The 22,928-nt window shown below is 67.2% G+C and carries 23 protein-coding genes; 13 read left to right on the plus strand and 10 right to left on the minus strand.

Annotation, left to right across the window (positions count from 1 at the left end):
* The first annotated feature begins 293 nt into the window (after positions 1–293).
* Entirely contained in the window at positions 294–1,721 is a 1,428-nt protein-coding gene (locus BKA25_RS07350; protein ID WP_069851053.1) for a sugar porter family MFS transporter, read from the plus strand.
* A 63-nt stretch (positions 1,722–1,784) separates the two neighbouring features.
* On the opposite strand, the gene BKA25_RS07355 is transcribed toward BKA25_RS07350, so the two are convergent.
* Together BKA25_RS07355 and BKA25_RS07360 are read right to left on the minus strand one after the other, a co-directional pair.
* The gene (locus BKA25_RS07355; protein ID WP_236750340.1) at positions 1,785–3,278 is read right to left on the minus strand and encodes an amidohydrolase family protein; all 1,494 of its coding nucleotides are present in this window, start codon (positions 3,276–3,278) and stop codon (positions 1,785–1,787) included.
* Positions 3,279–3,472: 194 nt separating this feature from the next.
* Positions 3,473–4,087, minus strand: a complete 615-nt coding sequence (locus BKA25_RS07360) for a CGNR zinc finger domain-containing protein (RefSeq protein ID WP_069851049.1) — start codon at positions 4,085–4,087, stop codon at positions 3,473–3,475.
* A 214-nt stretch (positions 4,088–4,301) separates the two neighbouring features.
* On the opposite strand from BKA25_RS07360, the gene BKA25_RS07365 reads away from it, so the two are divergent.
* The 7 genes from BKA25_RS07365 to BKA25_RS07395 all read left to right on the plus strand — a co-directional run bounded on the left by BKA25_RS07365 (position 4,302) and on the right by BKA25_RS07395 (position 10,782).
* Positions 4,302–5,138: a metallophosphoesterase gene (locus tag BKA25_RS07365; protein ID WP_069851047.1), complete on the plus strand. Its 837-nt coding sequence runs from the start codon at positions 4,302–4,304 to the stop codon at positions 5,136–5,138.
* A complete protein-coding gene (locus tag BKA25_RS07370; RefSeq protein WP_069851046.1) occupies positions 5,135–5,764 on the plus strand; it encodes a LysE family translocator in 630 nt (209 codons plus the stop codon). Before BKA25_RS07365 ends, BKA25_RS07370 begins: the two co-directional genes overlap by 4 nt.
* Before the next feature lie 566 nt (positions 5,765–6,330).
* Complete coding sequence (locus tag BKA25_RS07375) at positions 6,331–7,185, plus strand: AfsA-related hotdog domain-containing protein (protein ID WP_069851044.1); 855 nt, start codon at positions 6,331–6,333, stop codon at positions 7,183–7,185.
* The gene (locus BKA25_RS07380) at positions 7,182–7,865 is read left to right on the plus strand and encodes an HAD family hydrolase (RefSeq protein ID WP_069851042.1); all 684 of its coding nucleotides are present in this window, start codon (positions 7,182–7,184) and stop codon (positions 7,863–7,865) included. The genes BKA25_RS07375 and BKA25_RS07380 overlap by 4 nt, the downstream gene beginning before the upstream one ends.
* Entirely contained in the window at positions 7,865–8,059 is a 195-nt protein-coding gene (locus BKA25_RS07385) for a hypothetical protein (RefSeq protein WP_069851040.1), read from the plus strand. Before BKA25_RS07380 ends, BKA25_RS07385 begins: the two co-directional genes overlap by 1 nt.
* Positions 8,056–9,069, plus strand: coding sequence for a 3-oxoacyl-ACP synthase III family protein (locus BKA25_RS07390; RefSeq protein ID WP_236750339.1), 1,014 nt, complete (start codon positions 8,056–8,058; stop codon positions 9,067–9,069). Before BKA25_RS07385 ends, BKA25_RS07390 begins: the two co-directional genes overlap by 4 nt.
* 189 nt (positions 9,070–9,258) lie before the next feature.
* Positions 9,259–10,782, plus strand: a complete 1,524-nt coding sequence (locus BKA25_RS07395) for an FAD-dependent monooxygenase (protein WP_084643272.1) — start codon at positions 9,259–9,261, stop codon at positions 10,780–10,782.
* Between the two features lie 25 nt (positions 10,783–10,807).
* Here BKA25_RS07395 and BKA25_RS07400 read toward each other — a convergent pair whose 3' ends face one another.
* The 3 genes from BKA25_RS07400 to BKA25_RS07410 form a co-directional block, all read right to left on the minus strand.
* A complete protein-coding gene (locus BKA25_RS07400) occupies positions 10,808–11,311 on the minus strand; it encodes a hypothetical protein (RefSeq protein ID WP_069851036.1) in 504 nt (167 codons plus the stop codon).
* 658 nt (positions 11,312–11,969) lie between these two features.
* A complete protein-coding gene (locus BKA25_RS07405; protein ID WP_157421190.1) occupies positions 11,970–12,221 on the minus strand; it encodes a hypothetical protein in 252 nt (83 codons plus the stop codon).
* Positions 12,222–12,392: 171 nt separating this feature from the next.
* Entirely contained in the window at positions 12,393–12,707 is a 315-nt protein-coding gene (locus tag BKA25_RS07410; protein ID WP_069851032.1) for a hypothetical protein, read from the minus strand.
* Positions 12,708–12,934: 227 nt separating this feature from the next.
* On the opposite strand from BKA25_RS07410, the gene BKA25_RS07415 reads away from it, so the two are divergent.
* The gene (locus tag BKA25_RS07415) at positions 12,935–13,807 is read left to right on the plus strand and encodes a helix-turn-helix domain-containing protein (RefSeq protein ID WP_172803839.1); all 873 of its coding nucleotides are present in this window, start codon (positions 12,935–12,937) and stop codon (positions 13,805–13,807) included.
* 37 nt (positions 13,808–13,844) lie between these two features.
* Entirely contained in the window at positions 13,845–14,045 is a 201-nt protein-coding gene (locus tag BKA25_RS07420; protein WP_084643270.1) for a DUF397 domain-containing protein, read from the plus strand.
* A 115-nt stretch (positions 14,046–14,160) separates the two neighbouring features.
* On the opposite strand, the gene BKA25_RS07425 is transcribed toward BKA25_RS07420, so the two are convergent.
* Genes BKA25_RS07425 through BKA25_RS07440 form a run of 4 tightly spaced genes read right to left on the minus strand, consistent with a single transcriptional unit; the run spans position 14,161 to position 17,958 of the window.
* Positions 14,161–14,574 carry a hypothetical protein gene (locus BKA25_RS07425; protein WP_069851031.1) on the minus strand — a complete coding sequence of 138 codons (414 nt, stop codon included), beginning with the start codon at positions 14,572–14,574 and terminating at the stop codon, positions 14,161–14,163.
* A gap of 40 nt (positions 14,575–14,614) precedes the next feature.
* Positions 14,615–15,598, minus strand: a complete 984-nt coding sequence (locus BKA25_RS07430) for an aldo/keto reductase (protein WP_236750337.1) — start codon at positions 15,596–15,598, stop codon at positions 14,615–14,617.
* Positions 15,599–15,600: 2 nt separating this feature from the next.
* Entirely contained in the window at positions 15,601–16,638 is a 1,038-nt protein-coding gene (locus tag BKA25_RS07435; RefSeq protein ID WP_084643269.1) for a phosphotriesterase family protein, read from the minus strand.
* Between the two features lie 30 nt (positions 16,639–16,668).
* Positions 16,669–17,958, minus strand: coding sequence for an MFS transporter (locus BKA25_RS07440; protein ID WP_084643268.1), 1,290 nt, complete (start codon positions 17,956–17,958; stop codon positions 16,669–16,671).
* A 444-nt stretch (positions 17,959–18,402) separates the two neighbouring features.
* On the opposite strand from BKA25_RS07440, the gene BKA25_RS07445 reads away from it, so the two are divergent.
* A complete protein-coding gene (locus BKA25_RS07445; protein ID WP_084643267.1) occupies positions 18,403–19,374 on the plus strand; it encodes a LysR family transcriptional regulator in 972 nt (323 codons plus the stop codon).
* A 350-nt stretch (positions 19,375–19,724) separates the two neighbouring features.
* Positions 19,725–20,186 carry a MarR family winged helix-turn-helix transcriptional regulator gene (locus tag BKA25_RS07450; protein ID WP_069851023.1) on the plus strand — a complete coding sequence of 154 codons (462 nt, stop codon included), beginning with the start codon at positions 19,725–19,727 and terminating at the stop codon, positions 20,184–20,186.
* 40 nt (positions 20,187–20,226) lie between these two features.
* Here BKA25_RS07450 and BKA25_RS28315 read toward each other — a convergent pair whose 3' ends face one another.
* On the minus strand, positions 20,227–21,531 hold the full coding sequence (locus BKA25_RS28315; RefSeq protein ID WP_172803838.1) for an alanine racemase: 1,305 nt from the start codon (positions 21,529–21,531) through the stop codon (positions 20,227–20,229).
* Between the two features lie 291 nt (positions 21,532–21,822).
* Between BKA25_RS28315 and BKA25_RS07460 the strand changes: the two genes are divergently transcribed.
* Positions 21,823–22,872: a sugar kinase gene (locus tag BKA25_RS07460; protein WP_069851022.1), complete on the plus strand. Its 1,050-nt coding sequence runs from the start codon at positions 21,823–21,825 to the stop codon at positions 22,870–22,872.
* Positions 22,873–22,928: the final 56 nt, after the last annotated feature.

The raw sequence follows: 22,928 nt of genomic DNA on the forward strand, positions 1-22,928 counted from the left end.
CTGCGTGCCTCCCGGCGTCCGGGCTTTGGTGGCCCCGGCGGTCGGTCCACACCGTAGTCACCCCATCGGGATCGCTATTGCACCCATTCCGGGGAATCGCGGTGGTGTCGCGCCTCGGATCGCGGTCCGCGACGCCGGGATCAGCTGCGATGGGCGGAATCGGTGTCCGCCGCGTTCTTGTTGCCGCACCTGGGGTGCTCGATGAGGATTGACGACGCACCGTTGCTCGGAGCTGCGTCAGGCGCGGTTGCTCCGGGAACCGATATCGCGCCGGTCGACACAGGAGTCGCGAGATGGCACAAGCTTCCGCCGGGGAGCCGGGCAACGAGGCATCGCTTGCCGGAGCTTCGGCCGAGGGCCGTAGACGGGTCTGGCGCTGGGGTTTCGTGATCGCGATCGGCGGTTTCCTCTTCGGCTACGACACCGGGGTCGTCTCGGGCGCGCTGTTGTTCCTGCGGCAGGAGTTCGATCTCAGTTCCTTCCAACAGGGCAGCGTGGTGAGCGTGCTGCTCATCGGCGCGATCTTCGGCGCGATCGGTGCGGGGCGGACCGCCGACAAGTTGGGCCGTCGACTCACCCTCGGGTTGGAAGGCGTCATCTTCGTGATCGGCACGTTGATGGCCATGTTCGCGGTCAACTACGAGATGCTGTTGGGCGCCCGGCTGATCCTGGGCCTGGCGGTGGGTGCCGCCTCGGCGACCGTGCCGATCTATCTCTCGGAGGTGTCCCCGGCGGAGGTTCGAGGCCGGATCCTGAGCCTCAACCAGCTGATGATCACGACCGGCATCCTCAGTTCGTACCTGGTCGACCTGGCCTTCTCCAGCACGGAGAACTGGCGCGCCATGTTCGGGACCGGCCTGGTGCCCGCGATCGCGATGGTGTTGGGCGCGATGTGGTTGCCGGAGTCGCCGCAGTGGTTGATCCGGCGCGGCCGTGTCGACAAGGCGCGCAAAGTGCTCGCCAAGGTGGCCGACAGGGAGAGCGCGGATCAACTGATCGAGCGGGTCGAGCACCAGGACAAGACCGAGGACGACCAGCAGCGGGGCAAGCCCGCCCGCCACGGCTGGCGGTTGCTGTTGGCGGCCTCGGCCCGGCCAGCTCTGATCGTGGGGCTCACCATCGCCGCGGTCCAGCAGCTCGGCGGCATCAACACGATCATCTACTACGCACCGACCATCATCGAGGAGACCGGCCTCACCGCCTCGAACTCGATCCTCTACTCGGTGTTCATCGGCATCATCAACCTGGTGATGACGGTGGTCGCGTTGCGGCTGATGGACCGTACCGGCCGTCGAGTCCTGTTGTTGGTCTCGCTGTCGGTGATGATGGTCTCGCTGGTACTGCTGGGCCTCACCTTCGTGCTGGAGATGCCGCCGCTGCTGTCCCTGGTCTTCATGGTGGTCTACATCGCCGCCTTCGCCTGCGGACTCGGCCCGGTGTTCTGGGTGCTGATCGGCGAGGTGTTCCCGCCCTCGGTGCGCGCGGTCGGGTCGAGCGCGTCGACCATGGTGAACTGGCTGGCGAACTTCATCGTGGGCCTGGCCTTCCTGCCGGTGGTGGACCTGATCGGCCAGGGCGAGACGTTCTGGATCTTCGCCGCGATCTGCGCTTTCGGTATCTGGTTCGTCGCCCGCCACGTCCCGGAAACCTCGGGTCGGGAGTTCGACGAGGTCGACGCGGCGCTGCACGAACGATTCGGCCGTGGGGCGCGCGACCACTGAGGCAGGTGCGCATCCGTGGGCGGCGGGGAGGCGTCGAGGCGCCGACACCTCCCCGATCCCGGCTCAGCTGTACTTGAACAGGTCTTGGTCGAAACCGGCCGCTTCGAACAGGAAATCGCGCGATGTCTCGAGTTCCTGGCGCAGCGTCGTCAGGTTCGCGTCGAGCATGCGGCCCTGCCATTTGCGGATCTCGCCCGCGACGATCACCGTCTCGACGTTGCTGCGGTCCATCAGCGTGACGACCGCTCCGGGCACACTGTTCAGTGGCGCCACGTTGAGCGCGGTGGCGTCGAGCAGGACGATGTCGGCGTCCTTACCCGGCGTGAGCGTGCCGGTCCTGCCATCGAGGCCGAGGTGCTGGGCGCCGTTGACGGTCGCGTAACGCAGTACGTCCCGGACGGTGAGGAGTTCCGGCGTGCCCTCGGCGGGGGTCGGGTAGTTGGTGGGCGGTACGTAATCGCCCTGATCCAGCACCATCTGGTTGACGGCCATGCGCTGCATGCTCATCGCCGAGCGCATGAGCGTGAACGGGTCCGCCGTCATCGTCGTCTCGACATCGGAGCTGAGAGAGGGCTCCATCCCGAGTTCCTGCATCTTGAGGATCGGCGGCGTGCCGTGCCGCATGACCATCTCGATCGGGAACGAGATCGAGACCTGCGCTCCGGCGTCGCGGAATCGACGCCAGGTGTCATCGGACATGCCGGTCATGTGGATGAACAGATTGTCCGGTCCGACCCGGACCTTGCCGCTTCCCTGGGCGATCTCATCGTAGAGCGGCCGCATTCCCCAGGAGCCGACGGCGTGTGCGGCGATCTTGACGCCCAGCTCCCGGGCGATCTCCCAGGAACGGACGTACGACTCCTCGCCGATGTAGAGCTCGCCGCCCATCACCAGGCTGACCAGCTGATCGTCGGAGGAGAACCACTGGTTCTTGAGGCGGTAGGCGTCCTCGGGATACCGGACCGACGCCCGGTCGTCGCCCTCGAAGAACCCGAACGCCGACCGGCCGCCCGCGTCCACCAGGGCCTGGATCGCCGCATCGGTGTGTTCGGGGGAGTGATGGATCTGTGAGACGTCCAGGACTGTCGTGACACCCGCATCGAGCTGGGCGATCCGGCCGAACAGTGCGTTGATGTAGACGTCCTGCGGTCGGTAGGCCTTGGCGAAGCCGCCCAGGATGTGCTGCGCATAGGCCGGGAAGGAACTGGGCGAGCCGGAGCCATCGTCCAGGAGTAAGCCGTTGGCCAGCAGTGCGCGCTCCGCCGTCTCGAAAAGATGATGGTGGGTGTCGACGAAGCCCGGCATCACGATGCGGCCGCGGGCATCGATCACCTCGGCGTCGGATGCGTCGATGCCGGGGCCCACTGCCACGATCCGCTTGCCCTCGATGAGGACATCGGCATTCTCGAAGTTGCCGACGGTCGGATCCATCGACATGACGGCGCCGCCCTTGATGACGTACCGGCTCCCCGGCCGTCCGGCTGCCTGCGGTATAGACGTCGAGCCTGCCTGCCGGTGCGCGGTAGGAGCGGACTGTCCATCGTGGTCTTCGGTCACATCAACCTCGTCTCGGCCGGCATGGTCGTTACTCCCCAAGGGTGTCGGACGCCTACCGGGTCCACGACTATCGGGTACCGGCGGACCGAGGTACTGCGTCGTCCTCGAACGCCGCTGTTGCCGAACCTCGAACGTGCACAGCGGCGGCACGGGCGGGCGTCATTCGAACGCGCCGACCAGTCTCGGCGGCCGAATCAACCCAGCGAGAGGTTGGATCGTTCTGGATGGCGGCGGTCGTAGTGGCGCGCGGCTCGGGCCCTATTGCTGCAGGCGGGTTTGCAGAACTCCTGACGACCGTGACCTTGCAGGAAATACCGGACGCATCGCGGGGCGGTGCAGGCGCGCAGTCGATCGCGATCTGGACCGGTGAGGAAGTCGAACGCGGCTCTGGCCAACGTGGCGAGCAGCCGAGTCAGCGGATCGTTGCTCGCCGAGTGCAGCTCGACGGCCGGAGCCGAACCCGAAGACCAGTTCAGGGCGGGTGCCACCGGATCGGCAGCCGAGGCCGCATTGAGGATGGCCACCGCATCGGCGATGGGCGGGAGGCGATGCTCGTCGGCGCGACTGGGTCGGCCCGGGACCGTGCGGGCGAACAGCGCGCGGGTCGCGGAGCGCACGGCGACGACAGCAGACCTGGTCTGCTCATCGGCTGGGATTCGTCCCGGGCCTGCGACTTCCGGCAGGAGTTCGGCGTGGTCGGCGAGCCACGCGGTCAGCCCGGCCGGATCGGCCAGGTCGTCTGCGACTCCCCCCGCGCCATCGTGCCGGATGGTGCCCGCGAGTTGCATCGCCAACTGTCGGCCTGTCATCGATCGCCGTCCCCTCTGGTGTGGCGGGTTTGCGGGCTTCGCATCGGGTCGGCGTTGTCGGCCGCGACCAGTGATTCTCGCGGATACCACTCGACCAGCATCACTAACGCAATACTCGTAGTTTACCGTTAGCCTCTGGGTTCGGTGTGGTGCCCTTCTCGACAACCCGGCCCGGGTCTGTCGCAGGTCGACTGGAACAGAGAGGACGGCACACATGGTGCTGTTGGCCCAGATCAGCGATTTACATCTCGATGGGACGGCTCGTGCGATCGAGCGGGCGGATCGGGTGATGGACCATCTGCGCGCCCTGCCCCGGGCCGTCGACGCGGTACTGGTCACCGGCGACATCGCCGACCGAGGTGATCCCGCCGAATACCGACAGGCCGCAGAGATCCTGACCTGCGAGAGCCCGGTCCTGGTATGTCCGGGCAACCACGATGAGCGACGGGCGTTCCGCAGCGGCCTGCTCGGGAAGCTCGGCGCTCCACTCGGCGCCGCAGCCGAATCCGCAGCGCGCGACACCGAATCCGCGCCGATCAACCAACTCCACCGGATCGGCGACGCGGCGATCGTGCTGCTGGACTCGACCATCCCCGGTAGTCCCGACGGCCTGCTGACTCCCGACACGCTCGACTGGTTGACCTCCACCCTGGACGACCTCGGCGGCACGGTTCCCGTGCTGCTGGCGCTGCATCATCCGCCCGTCGATCTACACCATCCGCTGCCGGACAGGTACCCGCTGCGCAGGCGAGAGGATCTCGCCGAGGTCCTGGCTGGCCGACCCGAGGTGGTGGCCATCCTCGGCGGTCACGCACACACCGCAGCCACCTCGATGTTCGCAGCTAGGCCGGTGATCCTGGCTCCTGCGGTGACCTGGACGCTGCGGATGCCGTGGGAAGGGGATTCGCCGGTGGACCTGGCTGCACCGCCCGCCCTCGCCTTCCACGTGCTCGAGGACTGGCGCCTCACCACCCACTTCCGAATCCTCGCCTCGCCCGCCTCCGAGCGCGGCCGGGTCGGTAGCGCCGGCCGACGAGACCAGGCGCCGTGATCTCGCCCGCCGCCATCATGGGTTTCGCGCTGGCCGTCCTGCCGCTGATCGTGACGCCGGGCGCGAGCCTGACCCTGCTGGCTCAACGCGTCGCAACCGGCGGACTGCGCAAAGGCCTGCCGGTGATCCTGGGAACCGCGACCGGGCTGTACCTGCATGCGTCCTTGGCGATACTCGGCCTCTCCGCGCTGATCATCGGCTCCAGTCGCTTATTCCTCGTGGTGCGATTCCTCGGCGCGATCTACCTGATCGGGCTGGGCGTCTGGACCTGGCGACAGGCAACCCGACCACCCAATGTCTCGACGTCGATGCCTGCGACACCGTCCGACAGGGCGCCAAGCACCTACGTTCCGGCCGTGTTGGCCAATGTGCTGAACCCCAAAGCGGCCTCGATCCCGCTGAGCATCACGCCGCAGTTCCTCGACCCCGACGCCTCGGTCGGCGGGCAGATCCTGCTGTTCACCACCATGCACGCCCTGTTGTCGGCCTGCTGGTTGTTGTTGTGGACTCTCATCCTCGGCCGGGGCGCGGGCCTGCTCCATTCGGCTCGTGCGAAGGCGATGTTCAATCGGGCAGCGGGCGCGATGTTGCTGGCGTTGGGACTACGTGCAGCGGTTGGTGAGTAGCGGACCCTGAGGACGTTTCCTCGACGCGTCCACTGCTCGCCGTGGCAGTCGGTGCGTCGAGCACGCGACCGCCACGGCACCACGGCATCGACGTAGGCTGCGTCCGCCATTCGGCGCAGTCGACTACGTCGAGCGGGCTATGCCGCGAATGCATCACGACCGACCGAATCTGGCACTGTTGTCGGTATCGGATCGCCGGGCATGATGAGTCGTAACGGGCAACGAAGCCCGGTGGGCATCGATCGTGCGGCAGGGGCGGATCACGATCGGGCCTACACATTTCGACGGATCGGGCTGCCATAACCGATGGTGGCCGTGCGCGAGGACGCGGCGGCCTCCCGATCCGACTGGGGTGCGGTCTTCGAGGTACGCGAGTAATCCGCGTCATCGAGGACTGCTGATCGACGGACCGACTACGTCCGAGCTATGCCGCGAATCCACCGCTGGATCGTCGGTGCGCCCTGCGGTTCACCGGTTCTCGTGTTCAGCCGTGCGCGAGACGGCTTATCACCGGTTCACGTCCACATTGTGAACCGGCGATGTGACGTGCCAAGGAGTAGAAGACAATGGCGGAATCCACACCGGAGATGACCCGAGATTCCCATCTCGTCGCCGAGGGAATGTCGGATAGACGAGCAGCCTGCGTTGTCGGCGACAGATTCATCGCACTCACCGAGATCGAGGAAGTCCAGACGGTCAGCCAGTTCGTCGCTGCCCTGCGGCGCGGCGAACCCGTGCCGGAGCGCGTCCTAGCCGTCCAGGGCGTCTCGCAGTTCGAGCTGGACTACCTGCGCGAAGAGTTGAACAAACGGCAGGCGGCGGGCACCGAGATCGTGCCGCCGGTCTCGCCTCGCCTGGGCCGGGGCATCGTGCACAAGCAGCGCGAACCCAACGTCCTGCTCGCCGATCTGACCGCGACCGGGCCCGCCTCCTACACCGCGGGCCTGTGGTTGCACGTGGACAACGAGTTGTTCGGCGATCACCAGACCGGACAACACGTTCAAGGCATCGTCATCATCGAGGCATTACGACAGATGTTCATCGCCGTCTTCGAGATGGAATACGGACGACGGCATCAGGACCGCGATTTCTACGTGGTCTGGGATTCGATCGACATCACCTTCCTGTCATTTCTGTTCCCACTCCCCGCCACGATTCACTGCGACATCGTCGAAGCCGACCTCTCCGACGAATCCAGGGCCGGCTATCGGATGCGGATGCGGGTGCTGCAGAGCGAGGTATGCGCGGCCGAGGCCACCGTGCGGTTCGGCGGCTACGACCACGACCGGATCGAGGCGGCCGAAGCCAAGCGGGCTCGCCGTGCCGTGCACGACTTCCTGCGCAGTCGGATCGCCCCGGCCCAACCGGTCGCCCCCGCGCAGCCGGTCGCCCCCGCGCAGCCGGTGGGGGTGACCTCATGAGCGGATCCGCCCGAGTGGCCGCGGTGTTCGACGTCGATGAGACCGTGCTGTCGGTCAAGAGCATGGTGGACTTCCTGCGGTTCTACCTCGACGAGACCGAGATCCCCGCGGGTTCGAAGCAGGCGGGTCTGCTCGCGGAGTTCCAGGCGGCGCTGACGGACGACCGCGAGCCACGGGAGCAGCTGAACCGGCGCTACTACCGGGTGTACACCGGCGAACGAGCCGATCGACTGCGCGAGCTCGGCGCCAGATGGTTCGCGCAACGCCGGGCCGCACCCGGCTTCGTCAACGCCCGGATCGTGGCCACCCTGCTGCGCCATCGACTCGCCGGACACCTGGTGGTGGCCGTATCGGGATCGTTCGGGGCCTGCCTCGAACCGCTTCGGGCCGCCCTGGGCATCGACCACGTGCTCTGCACCGAACCGATCGTCGACGTCGACGGCCGCCACACCGGGGAGATCGTCAGAAGCCTCATCGGCGACGGTAAACCCGCCGCACTGCGCAGGCTGGCGGCGGCGGAGAACATCGCGCTGCCGTTGAGCTTCGGCTATGCCGATCACATCAGCGACGTGCCGTTGCTCGAACTCGTCGGACATCCCGTCGCGGTCCACCCGGACGCCCGCCTCGCCGCACATGCTCAGCGGCTCGGCTGGGCCCGGATCTCACCAGCACCGCGGTGATGGCGGCCGGGTACTGCACCTGCGGTTGTGCCGTCGCCGCGTGGTCGCTGGGCGCGCCATCGGTGCCCACTGCGCGCGAGGTCGGCCTCACCGTCGCCGACCTGAGCGGGCGGCCGCCTTCGCCTCGCATCCACAACCCCGGGCTCGATCCAAGCGCCTTCGATGAACTCGATGAGCTGGAGGACCACCGATGACCATGACGTTGCCGACCAACACCCTGCCGGACCGGCTCACCACCGAGGTCGGCACGCTGGGCTGGGGCTGCTATCTGCCCGACCGACTCGTGACCAACGACGAGGTCGCCCGCCCCGCAGGCGTGGACGCGAGCTGGATCGAGCGCAAGACCGGCATTCGGCTACGCAGACGGGCCGCCTCGCACGAGGCCGCGTCCGACCTGGCCACCGACGCGGCCCGGCACGCACTGGCGCAAGCGGGCGTGCGGGCGGAGGACCTCACGGCGATCGTCCTGGCCACCTCCACCCCGGACCATCCACAGCCGCCCACCGCCTGCCTGGTTCAGGAGAGACTCGGCGCCACCTCGGCGGCCGCCTTCGACCTCAACGCCGTGTGCAGCGGATTCGTCTTCGCCCTCGGGGTGGCGCGGGACATGCTCGCGGCCACCGGCGGTCTGGCGTTGGTCATCGGTGTCGACGTCTACTCGCGCATCCTGGACCCCGCCGACCGCAAGACCGCGATCCTCTTCGGCGACGGGGCCGGTGCCGCGATCCTCGGACCGGTTCCCGGTGGTCGAGGCGTGCAGGCGATCCGCCTGCTCAGCACCGGCAGCGAGAACCAACTGATCCGGGTGCCCGCGGGCGGCAGTCGGATTCCGGCGACCGAGGAATCCGTTCGCGCCGGTCAACACTGGTTCACCATGGACGGTCGAGGCGTGCGCGACTTCGTCGAGGAACGGGTGCCCGCCGCGTTGACCTCCTTCCTGACCGACTCGGGAGTGGCACCCGGCGAGGTGCGACACCTGGTGACCCACCAGGCCAACGGTCGGATGATCGACGAGCTCGTTCCCCGCCTCGGCCTGCCCGCAGCCGAGGTCCACCAGAGTGTGCAGCGCTACGGCAATACCGGAGCCGCCTCCATTCCGATCACCCTCGCCGAGGCCGCCGATTCCATCGAACCGGGCGACGTGGTGCTGCTCGCCGGGTTCGGCGGCGGGATGGCGATGGGATTCGCGCTGTTGCGCTGGTGATCGAGCCGGTGCGGCCGAGACTCGCACGTCGTCGAACCGGGCGCCTGCGCGTTCGAACAGCGTGGTTCGAACGCCCCGGCGCCTTCGAGTGCCGCCGGTTTCCCGTTCCGGCGGACGAATGAGGACACCCCGATCGGGTCGACCGATGTCGGGCATCGAACAAGCTCCACTGGCGAGGGAGAGAAAGCCATGGACGTCAACGCACACCCCGAGGTGTTGGTGATCGGAGCGGGCCCCAGCGGCCTGCTCGCCGCCTGTGAGCTGCTGCGCCGGGGCATCGGTGTGCGGCTCGTCGACGCGGCCACCGCCCCGGTGAGCTATTCCAAGGCATTGTTGTTGTGGCCACGCACCGTCGACGTCCTCGAGAACCTCGGTGCGGGCCCGGCCGTGGAGAAACACAGCGTCCGGATCAACTCGTTCCGCTACTACTCCGCGAAACGACAACTCGCCGACGTGCGGTTTCCCCCGGAACTGGCCGCGCGAGCGCTGCCGCAGCGCTACACCGAGGACATCCTGCGCGAGAGGCTGACCGCGCTCGGCGGCACCATCGAATACGGCGTCCGATTACTGGCCCTGGACCGGATGGACTTCTCCGGCGATCCCGCCGCCACCGACGGCGTCACCGCCGTGTTGGAACACGCCGACGGCCGGGTCGAACGCTGCACGGCCGACTGGCTGATCGGCGCGGACGGAGCGGGCAGTGCGGTGCGAGCCCAGCTCGGTCTGGCCTTCACCGGTTCCACCTATGCCAGCCGGTTCGTCCTCGGCGACGCTCACATCGAGGGCGGCCTTGCCGACGACGAGGCGCACTACTTCCAGTCGCCCGCAGGCGTGTTGGTGGTGGTGGCCCTGCCCGACGGGCTGTTCCGTTTCTTCGCCAGTGCACCGCCGGAGCAGCAGAACGGCCGGGTGGACCTGCCCCTGATCCAACGCATCGTCGACGAACGCGGGCCCGGCGGCATCCGACTCGTCGACCCGCAGTGGCTCAGCGGCTTTCGGGTGCACCGCAGGCAGGCCGACCGGTTCCAGCTGGGCCGGGTCTTCCTGGTGGGCGATGCCGCCCACGTGCACAGTCCGGCGGGCGGCCAGGGACTCAACACCGGTCTGCAGGACGGCCACAACCTCGCGTGGAAACTCGCCTCGGTGATCCACGACGAGGCCCCGATGTCGCTGTTGACCAGCTACGGCCCCGAACGGCACACGGTTGCGGCGCAGGTGGTGCGGGATACCGACATCCAGACCCAGGCGTGGATGGCCCGAAACCCAGCGATCGTGGCGGGCCGGGACCTGCTGTTCCGGGCCGCGGACCGAGTGGGCCTCATCGAACGCGGCTATCTACCGATCATGGCGGGCAGGCGGTGGCGCTACCGGCCTGCGGATTCGGTCGCATTGCTGGCGCCGCAGCCCAACGAGGACCGGGGCGCACTACGGGTAGGAACCGCAGCCGGTCCGATCCTGCTGTCGCCCAAGGACGGACAACGGGACCTGCGGTGGACCCTGCTGACCGAGGGCGTGTCCTGCCCGCCGCCTGCCCCCTCGGTCCGGGTGCTGCCCGCTCAAGGTAGGTGGGCGAACCTGTCGGGCTGCGCGCGGACCGCCTTCGTGCTGGTGCGCCCGGACGGCGTGATCGCCGCACGAGGCCGGTCCGCCGAACTGACGAGGGCGTGTCGGTGGGTGGCGGATTTGTTGGAGGTCCCACAGACGCCGATGTAGGCCAGCGAGATTCGGATGGGAGAGCTCATTCTCGGTAATGGTGTGAGAACTCCCAGGGCAGAAAGTCCTCGTCGGAGAAGAGCGCGTGGTAGACGCGGACATTCTCGGGGTCGGTGTAGTCGAGGGACATGGCCAGCGGTTGTTCAAGGGTCTCGCGATGCGGCAACGAGAATCCGTGGCTGGTGAGGAGAGCGATGACCTGCTGCTCCGTCGTATCGAGGTCGGTGGTCGACGGATGCAGCAGTCGTTCCCAGACGTCGCTGGTCCTGGCGAAGATCGCAAAAGGTGCGATCAACGACAGCTCCAGCGCCCATTCCTGGCCGCCGTGGGCGAGGAGATAGCCGAGACACACCATGTGATTGGAGTCGGTGTAGTCGGTCAACAGAACGCCATCGAGGTGCGACACCTCGTCGATCAGGTCGGCATAGGGATTCGCACGCAGGCGCCTGCGTGGACGCGCGAGATCGGGACGGGTGAGGTCCCCGCCGTAGGCTCTGCTGATCAACTCGGTCAGGGTGGCATCGGTCATACTTCTGGCTCGCTGTCTCGGGAGATCTCGGGGCCGCTGGGATGTCCGTGTAGGCGACCCTTGCGGTCGAGATGGACACGGACACGTGTTTGGTACCTGCCCGAACTGCTGACTCCGACCGGCACACCGAAATCACGGTCTCGGACGTAGGGGCGCTTGGAAGGTGTTCCCGAGAACCACGTCTGCATGGTCAGTCGATGTGCCGACTCGGCGTCAAAGAACGCCGACCCGCCATCCTCGCTCCGTATCCGCTCGGCGTACTCGCGTGTCCCGAGAACATGGCGCGCCTGCTTCTGCTTACTGACTCCCCTCGGTTGCTGCCGCTCCTCGAGGGAGGAAAGCGCCTCGGGATCGGAGTAGCCCGATGTAGGCACAGCCGTGGTCATCGAACCTTCGACTCCGAGTGAGGCGATTAGGTACTCGGTTACTCCTGCATCGACTGCGCCCCAGTGGCCTGCGGCTCGGCGAAGAGCATCGCGGGCGCTCACGAAGTGGATGACAGCTTCTTTCAGAGCGGAGTTGGTTGATTCAACTGCCAGATTCTGGGCGCGACGTACTGCCTCGTCGACCGTGTGCGCTAGATCCAACGCGGGCGCAACAGGCAGTTCTTGTCGAACCCTGATGAGGGTTTGGGCGACATCCTCGGTCGATGCCCCCATCACAGCATCTCCACGTAGGCAAGCAAGGCGCGTTGACCATTCTGAAGTGCCTCGGTACACACCAGGATCTCCTGGTCTGCCAACGTTGCCCGAGTCTGCGCTGCAAGCGCCGTTTCGGACGCAGTACCCGTGAACGTCTGCCCGAGGACGCCGGGAACATGCGCACTGTGATTGCGTAAATCAAGCGCTGTCATGGGGTCGGCCAGCTCCAAGATTCCCGCCAGCTCTGTTTGTAGTGCGGCGACCGACACGGCACCCCCTGTGATCATCTGGATACTACGAGTGGAGATTCTAGTCGGGAAGTTCTCCGACCGAGCTGGGCTTTCTCGCAGGCGCTGAGGAATGCAGGCCGCTCAGGTCTCGGGTGGAGCTGAGCGGCCAGCTCGGGCGCACTCCGCGATTCGCACACTTCTGCCAGTAGGTCAGCCGGATTCTTGGCTGCTCTCATCGTCGTCGTTCAGGGCCGTGGCCATCGTTGGGTCGTGCCAGATGATGCGGGCGCTGATGTGGTCGGCGTGGTTGCGGAAGCCGCGTAGGGCGTTCTCTGGTTTGTCGAGCACCATGCGGCAGGTCCGGTCGGTGGAGACGAGTTCGGTGTGGTCTGGGAAGGCGAATCCCCAGGCTGCGATACGTGCGTCGACGCGTTCGCCGTACTCCTGGACGACGGCGAAGAGTCGGGGTGCTTCGTCGGCGACGGTCTCGGCGAGGATCCGGACGAAGGTGGGCTCGTCGCACATGGGTTGGCGTGATGCGGCGTTTGCTGTGATCGATTCGGATTTGGTGGAAATTTCATTCTTCGACGGCTGCGCGGTCATTCGCACTCCTTGTCATGCGACTCGATCGTGTCAACGATCTCCCCGTTACGGTCCCGGTAGCGGTAGCTTGAATTGGGAAACCCAATCATCTCAACGGGAAACCCACTTTTTCACTCCGACGGATGTAAACCTTGATCAAATTGGGGAGCGTGGTCGCGTTGACCTCGGGTGTCAGTCCAACCTTGCGGCTCTGGCAGGTCGCCGAGTCGTGCAAGAACTACCGCGACGCGGCGGGCCTGACGATCGAGGAGGCCGCCGAACGACTGCGGTCACGCTCGGCGCGTTGGTCGCGATCCAAGATCCAACGGCTGGAGACCCGGCTCTACGCGCCGCAACCTACCGAGATCGAGCAGCTGACCGCTGGTTATGGCGTGCCGGCGGACGAAGCAGCGGCGCTGGTACAGATGGCGCGTGAGGCTCGCCAGAAGGGTTGGTGGCAGACAAGCGCCATTCCGAAACATTTCCAGACCTTTGTAGGGCTGGAGGCGGCAGCGACCGAGATTCGGCAGTTCGACCTAGCCTTGATCCCCGGATTGCTCCAGACATCCGACTACGCGCGAGCGCTCATGGCAGCGATTGAACCAGCGACACCACCCGATGTTCTGGAACACCTGGTGGCGGGACGAATGTCCAGGCAACAAGTCCTGACGCGTGCTGATCCTCCGCACCTGTCGGTGATCATGAGCGAAGCAGTCCTGCATTGCCAGGTAGGTTCCCGGCGGGTATGGCGCGGCCAGCTGGAACGCCTGCTCGAAGCGATCGATTCGCAGAACATCGTCATACAGATTCTTCCGTTCACCGCAGGTCCGCATCCCGGTCTGGAGGGCTCCTTCGAGGTCCTGTCCTTGCCGGATCTCGCCTGTGATGTCGGCTTCGCCGAAGGCACGATCGGAAGCCTGTACATGGAGAGTCCAGAAGACGTCCGCCGCTGTGTGATGCGGTTCGCGACGTTGAGCACAGTCGCATTGCTGCCGGACGCCTCTGCGGCCCTTGTGTCCTCCGTGCTCAAGGAATATCAATAGGACTGTAGGCGGAAGGCCGATCGAACAGGTGGAATCCATGTATTACTGGCGGAAGTCCAGCAGAAGTGGCGCAGGCAACGGCGGTGGACAGTGTGTCGAGATCGGGTGCACCTCAGATGGTCGGTTTGCCATCCGTGACAGCAAAGCACCAGCAACCGGGCTGCTGTCACTCACCAGCGTGCAGTCTTCCGAATTCTTGGCCAGCGCGAAAGCGGGAAGGTTCGATCTCCCTCGCTGAGTTGCTGGGAAAGACCAGCTGTCCTGGTATCTGAGATCGCCCACCCACCACCGCACGCCGGCCGCCCGAGGCTGGGGGATGGGACGGGCGACCGGCGCGGTGGGGGAGATGCGGGTCAACGCCCCGCGCTCACCCCGCTGGTGTGCCACGCCTCGGCGGCGGCGCGCACGGTCTGACCGGCGGTGAGTCCGCCTGCGGCCGCGGCCCGGTTGACCGCCGACACCACGCCGTGGCGCCAGGTGTCGTCGGCGTCGCCGATGCGGCCGGTGTTGTGGTCGACGACGGCACAGGCGATCGCGCCTGCGTCGAGTAGGTCGAGGGCCGCCGCCCCCGCCCGGTCCTTACCCATGCCCGCGTCGTTGAAGAAGATCAGTCCGGGGAGGAATCGGGTTCCCCATTCCGCCGAGCTGCTGCCGCCGTGCGAACCGGTGACGGCCACCGCGCCTCGGTCGTCGACGTCGAGCGAGCTGACGGAGTCCACCAGTACCACGGGCGCGCCCGTCGCGTCCTGCACTGTCGTCCGAAGCATATCTGTCCTTCCGATCGAATTCGGTCGCGGGCGATGGGTGTCAGAACCGGGTGCCCACCGGGGCGGGCAGCCCGTCGAGTTCGGCGAGATCACCGGGGGAGAGCTCGATGCGCAACGCGCCGAGGTTCTCGGTGAGGTGATCGACCCGGGTACAGCCGGGGATCGCGACCAGGTTCGGGTCCTGGGCGAGCACCCAGGCCAGCGCCACCTGCGACGGCGCCGCGTCGTGCCTGCGGGCCACCGCTTCCACCCCTTCGAGGATGCGCATGTTCTGTTGCAGCGCACCGTCCTGGAATCGGGGCATGGCGGCGCGGAAGTCCGTGTCGGACAGTGCCGAGGTCTCGCGGACCGCGCCCGCGAGGAAACCCCGGCCCAACGGGGAGAAGGCGATGAAGCCGACCCCGTGCGACACACACCACGGCAGCACCTCGGTCAGCGTGTCGCGGGACCATAGCGAGAGTTCCGATTGCAGGCTGGCGATCGGCGCGACGGCCGCCGCGCGCTCCAGGTCGCTCACGCCGGCCTCGGAGAGCCCGATGTGGAGTGCCTTGCCCGCCGCCTGGAGCTCGGCCATCGCGCCCCAGCTCTCCTCGATCGGCACCTGCGGGTCGACGCGATGCAGCTGGTACAGGTCGACGTGGTCCACGCCGAGCCTGCTGAGACTGCCGTCGATCGAGGCGCGGATGTGCTCGGGGGTGCCGTTGGGGGTGACCTTCACCTTCTTGGGATACAGCGTCATATCGGGCACCAGCCCACACTTGGTGGCCAGCGTGATCTCGTCCCGGCGGCCGCGCAGGGCCTTGCCGACCAGTACCTCGTTGGTGAACGGTCCATACAGATCGGCGGTGTCGATGAGGGTGACCCCGTTGTCGACGGCGGCCTGGATGACGCGCACGGACTCCGCGTCGTCGCGGGAACTCTCGTCGTAGACCCAGCTCATCCCCATGCAGCCGAGGCCGAGCGGGGTGACCTCCAGTCCACTGCGGCCCAGGGTGCGGCGGCGGGCGGTGCGGGTGCTGTCCACGTTCACTGTTGTCCTCTCGCTGCGGTGTCGGTTTGGGCGGCCGCGAGGGCCGCCGCAGGCTTGCGTTGTCGCGTGCTCGCACCCGCGAAGATGCGGCGGGGGTTGTCGACGAGCATCGTGTGCACGTCCTGATCGGTGACGCCCAGCCGTTGCAGCGCCGGGATCACGTCGTCGTGGATGTGGGTGTACTCCCAGCGGGGGAACAGCTCGGGCCGTCGATCCGGCGCGAGATAGTCGATGAAGCAGCAGGTGTCGTGCGAGAGCACCATCCGGTCGGCATGACCTCGGCGGACCATCTCGGCGACGATGGCGATGCGTTGCTCCAGTGACGCGATCGGGTCCATGCCGAAGCGGTCCATGCCCAGATAGCAGCCCTTGTCGACCAGTCCGAGCAGATAGTCGACGTTGTCGGTGTCGCCGGAGTGACCGATGATCACCTTCTCCGGGTCGACCCCCTCGGCGACGAGCAGATCCAGGACCTGGCCGCCATTGCCGATCACCGAATTGGTGTGGGTGGTGATCGGGGCACCCGTCTCGGCGTGGGCCTGGGCGCTGGCCCGCAGGATCTCCTCGGTCGCCGGGGAGAGTTCGGCGTCCTCGTGCGCGGCCTTGATGACGGCGGCGCGAACACCGGTGTCGCCGATGCCCTCGGTGATGTCGCGGACGAACAGCTCCGTCATCGGATCCGGGCCGCCGAACAGGGTGCCGGGACCCTGGTAGAAGAAGTACGGCGGCATCTCCCGATAGGCGTAGACGCCCGTCGCGACCAGGATGTTCACCGGGCTCTGCGCGGCGATCCTGGCGATGCGGGGGATGTAACGGCCCTGACCGAGGGCGGTCACGTCGACCACCGTGCGCACGCCGCGCTGGTAGGCGGCCTGCAGCCGCGCGACGGCGTCGGCGACTCGCTCCTCCTCATCCCAGTCGAGGTGGTAGTTCTGCTGCAGTTCGGAACTGAGCACGAAGATGTGTTCGTGCATCAGGGTCACACCCAGTTCCGCTGCGGGCACGGACCCGCGCGCGGTGGGGACAGTCGACACGTCGCCTCCAATTCGGGGGATGGTTGAAGATCAGTGCGATCCGACGGCGTCTGAATCGGGCAGCCGGGGTGCGGCCCCGGCCGTGGCAGGCGCGGACCGGCGAGCTGCGGCTTCGGTCCGGCGACGGCGCAGCAGATCGGTGAGCCACAGGACGACGGCGACGGCGATCATCGCGGCGGCCACCGCGCACGCTCCGGCCCAACCGCCGTACTGGTAGGCCAGCGCACCCGACGCGGTGCCTGCGGACCCGCCGACGAAGTAGCTGGTCATGTAGACCGTGGTCAGCCGGGCGGGGGCCTGGTCGGCGAGCCGGTAGACCTCGCTCTGGTTGAGCAGGTGGACGCCCTGGATTCCGAAGTCCATCAGCACGATGCCCAACAGCAGCGGGACGACGTGGACACCGCCCGCATAGACCAGCCCGAACGAGGCCAGGGTGAGCACGAGCAGCGTGATCGTCGCGGGTGCCTGCAGGCCTCGGTCGGCGAGTCGGCCCACGCGGGCGGCGGCCAGCACACCGCCGAGTCCGGCCAACCCGAGCAACCCGATGCCGGTCTCGCTCCAGTTGTACGGCTCGCCCGCGGTCAGGAACGCCGCCGAGGTCCAGATCGCGTTGAACGCCCCGTAGCAGAGCGCGCCATAGAGCGACCTGCGGCGAAGCACCGGCTGGGTGGCGATCAGGGTGCGCAGCGAGCCGAGCAGGCGCAGATAGGGCACGGTCGAATCCGGCGGCCGGTTCGGCAGGGCGCGGTGCAGTGCGACCCCGCTGAGCAGCATCAGGATGGCGGCGACCGCGAAGACCGAACGCCAGCCCGCCAGGTCCGCCAGCATCCCGGAGACGGTTCGCGACAGCAGGACACCGGTGAGCATCCCGGTCATCAGCGTGCCGACCACCCGGCCGCGTCGGTCGCCGCTGAGTACTGCCAGATAGGCCACCAACACCTGCACCAGCACCGTGGTGACGCCGACGGCGATCGCGGATCCGGTCAACACGGCGAGGTTCGGCGCCAGGGTCATGATCACCAGGCCTGCGGAGGTGAGCACCGTCAGGACGACCACCAGCCTGCGGCGACGCAGCACGTCGGCGAGCGGGAGCAACAACAGCAGGCCGAGGGCGTAGCCGACGTGCATCGCCGACAGCGACGAACCCGCCTCGCCGACTCCGGCGTCGAACTCGCGACCGATGGTGTCGAGCAGGGGTTGCAGGTAGTAGAGGTTCCCGACCGTGACGCCGCAGATGATCGTCAGCAGCCACAGCATCGGGATCGGGGCGGAACCGCCTGCGCGGTCGTCGGGCGGGACTGCTCGACGGTCGTCTGACATCGCAGCATCCTGACTACTATAAGAACCTTGATTCGAATCAGAACCTAAGGCAGTTCGGGATGTTGGTCAACCCCGCACGAGGTTGCTGGAACGTGTCCGGTGGGTGTCCATAACAATGTTCCGATTCCCGATGTGCCTGCTGATCGGCGGTGGCGCCAGCTCATCGAATACGGCCAGAATGTGGCCGACCAGCGCCGACACCGAGTAGTTTTCTACCTACTCCTCAGATAGCCGGGCTACTGGTGCGTGGGGCGGATCGATGACGCCGAATCGTGGGCGGATCGGCCGGGTGCATGTCGCGTGCGATTAGCACCGACGAGTTTCGATCGTCAAACGGTCGAACGGTGACTTGCGTCGTGTGTGATGTGCACAAACTCGGTGGGAAAGTCGGCCGTTCCGCGTATCGTGAGGTTACCGTGACAACTACCGGCGGAAGGACTTCTGGTGGACTTGGAGACCCGTCATCTGAAACTGCTCCAGATAATCGCCGAGGAAGGCAGTTTTAGACGAGCAGCGCAGCGGTTGGGTGCGTCGCAGCCCGCTTTGTCGCGGCAGATCTCGAGACTGGAGAAGTCGCTGGGCGCCACCCTGCTCGACCGTGCGGCCAACGGTGTGCGCCTGACCCCGGCGGGGCAACTGGTTGTCGAGGCATCCAGAAAAGTGCACTCCGAGATGGGAAGTCTGCTTACCAGTATTAGTGCTCTGATCGGACGCGGTGGCAGCCCGCTGCGGCTGGTGGCATCGCTCAACCCGGCGGTCACAGTCGGCAGGCTGATGGCCGATGGTCATCCGCTGGAGATCATGCGTCATCCCGATGCCGAGGCGCTCGAAATGGTCGAACGCGGTCGGGCCGATGTGGCATTGGTGGTGGAGGATCCGTTATCTCGTTTCCAGCTCAAGGAGAGTCTGGGAATGGCCACCATCATGCGAACCCCATTATGGCTGTGCGCGCTACCCGGCCGGCCAGAATTGGCGGTGGATAAGGTGGCGCTGGCTGGCTTGAATAATGCGCCGTGGATACTTCCGGAATCGGGCTCCTCTCGCTCCATCGTCGAGCGGCTTTGTCTGGCGGCCGGCTATCTGCCGGATCCGATTCTTATCGGTGATGATGACGTGGTGATCTCCGGATTAGCGGCCGGGGTTGGAATCGCCTTGCGTGGGCCGTTGTTCGGATTGGCGACGAATCGAGACCTGGCGACCAGGCCGCTGGAGGAGGAGGCGTTGGAGCATAAAATCTGCGTGTGGCGCCGAGACCGCGTGGCGGAAAGCCTGGTGAGAACGGTGGTGGAGGCTCTGCAACAGCAACATGTGGCGCTCGCCAAGCGCCATCCGGAGTATTGGCGTTGGATCCAGGAGCACCCGGAGGCGATCCCCGAGTACTCCGTATCGCCCATCCAACCGGCGGGTACGCGGTGAAGGAGGCCGCATTGACCCGCCCGAACTGGTCCGTAGCGAAGGCCTGCGTTCTTCCCGCAGTCCCATCCGGACTCCTCGCCTCGGCTGAGCCGCCGCGACTCCGGACCGCTCACCGATCCTCACCCGACGGCACCCGATGCGTATCCGTGCGCGCGCCGCGCATCACACGCAGTAGATCTACGCGCACTACCGACCATGAAGGGCAGAACCAGGTGATTGCGCACAAGCTCCGATTCCGCCGGGACGGCGCTTATTGTCGGTTCCGTGCCTGAAGCGCATTAGGACTCTGTTATTCCACCGAGCCCGAATGGCTATCACGGCTCTGTGCATCGGCCCCCTAGACTGGGCATATGACGCTGTCGATCAGTGATCGGATCGGACATCACCTCAAGCGGGTCGATCAGGAGCTGATCGCCGCCAAGAGCGCGGTATTGAACCCGCACGGCCTGACCGTCCCGCAGTACACGGTGCTGCTGGCCCTCTTCCAGGAACCCGGTCTGTCCGGCGCGGCGCTCGCGCGACGGTGCCTGGTCACGCCGCAGACCATGTCGACGGTCATCGCGACCCTGGAGGGCAAGGGACTGGTCGACCGGCAGAGCCATCCGGTGCACACCCACGTGCAGGAGGTACGGCTGAGCCGGAAGGGGCGCACCGTGCTGGCCAAGGCCGACGAGGCTGCGGTCGAGGTCGAGCGGACCATCGCGGGGCGATTCACCGCCGAGGAGAGCGCTCTGCTGCTGGAGTTCCTCGGACGCTGCTCCGGCGCCCTCGGCGAGGTACGCAAACCGCCGCGCGGCTCCGCAGCACGGTAGGTGCTCCGGCGCCCGGCGACTCAGTGCCGACGGCCGCCGGTCAGAAGTAGCACCGCGCCACCGAGAGCACCGTGTCGTCGTCGGAGGCGATGACCGCGGCCAGCCATCGATCGTGTGCGGTGCACGGGTGCGAGATTCCGAGCCGCACGAGGTCGGAGGGGCCGACCTCGGCGGTCGGCGGCACGGTGACGAAGGCGTGCTGGTCGTTGAGCGCCGTCACAGTCCACCCCGTCGCCTGCCGAGCGCGGCCCCCGGTGTGGTCCCGCGCCTCGACCGGGATGGGGAGGCCCTGATCGAAATTCAGGTCGCGTCGACCGGCACCGAGAATGACTAGCTGCGGCTCCGGCCTGCTCAACACCGGTGCCCACACCTCGATCGACGGAGTGAGTCGCCGGTCGCCGTCGTGGTCGGGGTTGGCGCCGTCCAAGGGGGACCGCTCGTGGTAGATGCCGTGATCGTGGGTCAGGTACGCACCCGGCCGGGCGATCAACCGCACCGGCTTCGGCCCGCCGATCCCGCCGAGTTCGGCGGCCACCACGTCGAAGTAGAAGCTGCCACCGGCCGAGACGACGTGTTCGGCGAGTCGGTCGTCGGCGTCGGGCAGCACGAGTTCCATGGCGGCCCGCACCGAGCGGAGGAAATCGGCCACCTCGGACAGACCCTCGGTGCCCCTGCTGTGGCTCACCGAGCCCTCATAGCCGGAGACCCCGGCCAACGCGAGCCGATCGGTGCCCAGAACGGCGTCCCGCACCGCCGCCACCGAGGTCAGATCGCGGCAGCCTGCCCTGCCGTCGGCGTGTCCCACCTCGATCAACACGGGCAGCGGCCGCGCGGACGGGCTGTCCGCGAGCGCGTCGGCCAGCACGGCGACGCCCGCAGGCGAATCGACGTAGCAGTAGAAATCCCTGGCCTGATCCTCGGCGAGCCAGCCTGCGACCTGCCGGGCGAAGTCGCGGTCGACCAGTTCGTTGGCCAGCAGAATGCGTTGGTGGCCTGCGGCCATGAACACCCTGGCCTGATAGGGATTCGCGACGGTGACACCCCAGGCGCCCGCCCGCATCGCGTAGTCGGCCAGCTCCGGGGACATGGTGGTCTTGAGATGCGGTGCCAGCGACATCCCATGCTGGGCGGTGTAGTCGGCCATCAGCTCGGCGTTGTGCCGGAGGGCCGAATCCCGCAGGACCAATTGTGGCCAGCTGAATCCCGCCTCGAACAGATTCCGACCGCGCACGTCGAGTTCGGCGAACCGCTGCCCGGCCGCCTCGGCGGGCATGCCCTTGAACCGCCAGCCGATCGGTCCGTCGTCGAGTAGGGCGGGGTTCGGGATGTCGGCTCTCGCGGTCACTCGTGTCTCCCTGTCCGGCGGTGGCTGTCTCAGGCGGCGCAGGAGTCCACGCGGTGCGGGGGCTACTGCTGTCGACGGGCTCCTGATGGCGGCTGGCCGGCCGCGCACGGCCGACGCAGGGATGGGAATCCAAGCCGTTGCACCTGGTGCAACGACCGTTGCGTATTCTGCTCGACCAGTTGTAGCGTCGGCGAACATCGCGGTCAAGGGCATCGGCACCGCGCGTGGATCGCCATCGGCGGTGCCGGTTGGCGGCGATGACCACATCGGGGCGAACTCGGGAGACGGTCGATGGCAGCAGCCCAGCCGAGCGCGTTGTGCGTCGGTGAGTCGATGATCGTGCTGGTGCCGGAGGGCGGCGGCCCGCTGGAGGAGAACGCCCTGTTCCGCCGGTCCGCAGGCGGCGCGGAGTCCAATGTGGCGGGCATGCTCGCGTGCCTGGGCGTCCGGACGTCGTGGCTGTCCCGGCTCGGCGCGGACGGATTCGGCAGACATGTCCTGGCCGAGGTCGCGGCCAGAGGGGTCGACGTCTCGGGGGTCGAACTCGATCCGGTGCGCCCGACCGGCCTCTACGTCAAGGAACTCGATGGCAGCGCGGGTGTGGCCGCCCCGCCCGGGCAGGACGCCGTCGCCCGACGGCGGATGCACTACTACCGCTCCGGTTCGGCCGCCTCCGCGATGGCACCCGAGCTGGTGTCCAGCGGTCCGCCGCGTGCCCTGCTCGCCGCCGCCGACCTGGTGCACGTCAGCGGCATCACCGCCGCCTTATCGGACTCGGCCGCCGAACTGGTCGGAGCGCTGTTACGCCGACCTCGTGACGGCCGTCCCGGTGACGGATTGGTGAGCTTCGATCTCAACTGGCGGCCCGCCCTGTGGCGGGATCGCGACCCCTCGGTGTTGGCCGAACTGTGCGATCTCGCCGATGTGGTGCTGGTGGGCTCCGACGAGGCCGAGACGGTGTTGGGCACCGCCGATCCGGTGCGCCTGCGGGAGATCCTGCCCAACCCGACATCGTTGGTGATCAAGAACGACGCGCACGAGGCCGCCGTGGTGGACCGCGAGGGCAGGGTGACCGCAGTGCCCGCGCTGCGCGTCGAGGTCGTCGACTCGATCGGCGCCGGGGACGCCTTCGCGGCCGGTTACCTCGCGGCGATGCTGCGGGGCGAGTCGGCACCGCGCAGTCTGCGGCTTGGTCATCTGTGTGCGGCCCTGGTGTTGACCGTCGCGGAGGATCACGGCCCGCCCCCGGCGGCCGCGGTCATCGAGACCATGCTGAACTGCACCGACGAGGAATGGGCGGCCGCCGAGGTATCGGCGGGAGCGGTTCGCCTGCGGCGATAGCCATCGGCGGGCGCTGCGTCGTCGGCCGTCGCCGGGCGTGGGACTTGCAGGAGCGG

The organism is Actinoalloteichus hymeniacidonis (genome assembly GCF_014203365.1).
Lineage (GTDB): Bacteria > Actinomycetota > Actinomycetes > Mycobacteriales > Pseudonocardiaceae > Actinoalloteichus_A > Actinoalloteichus_A hymeniacidonis.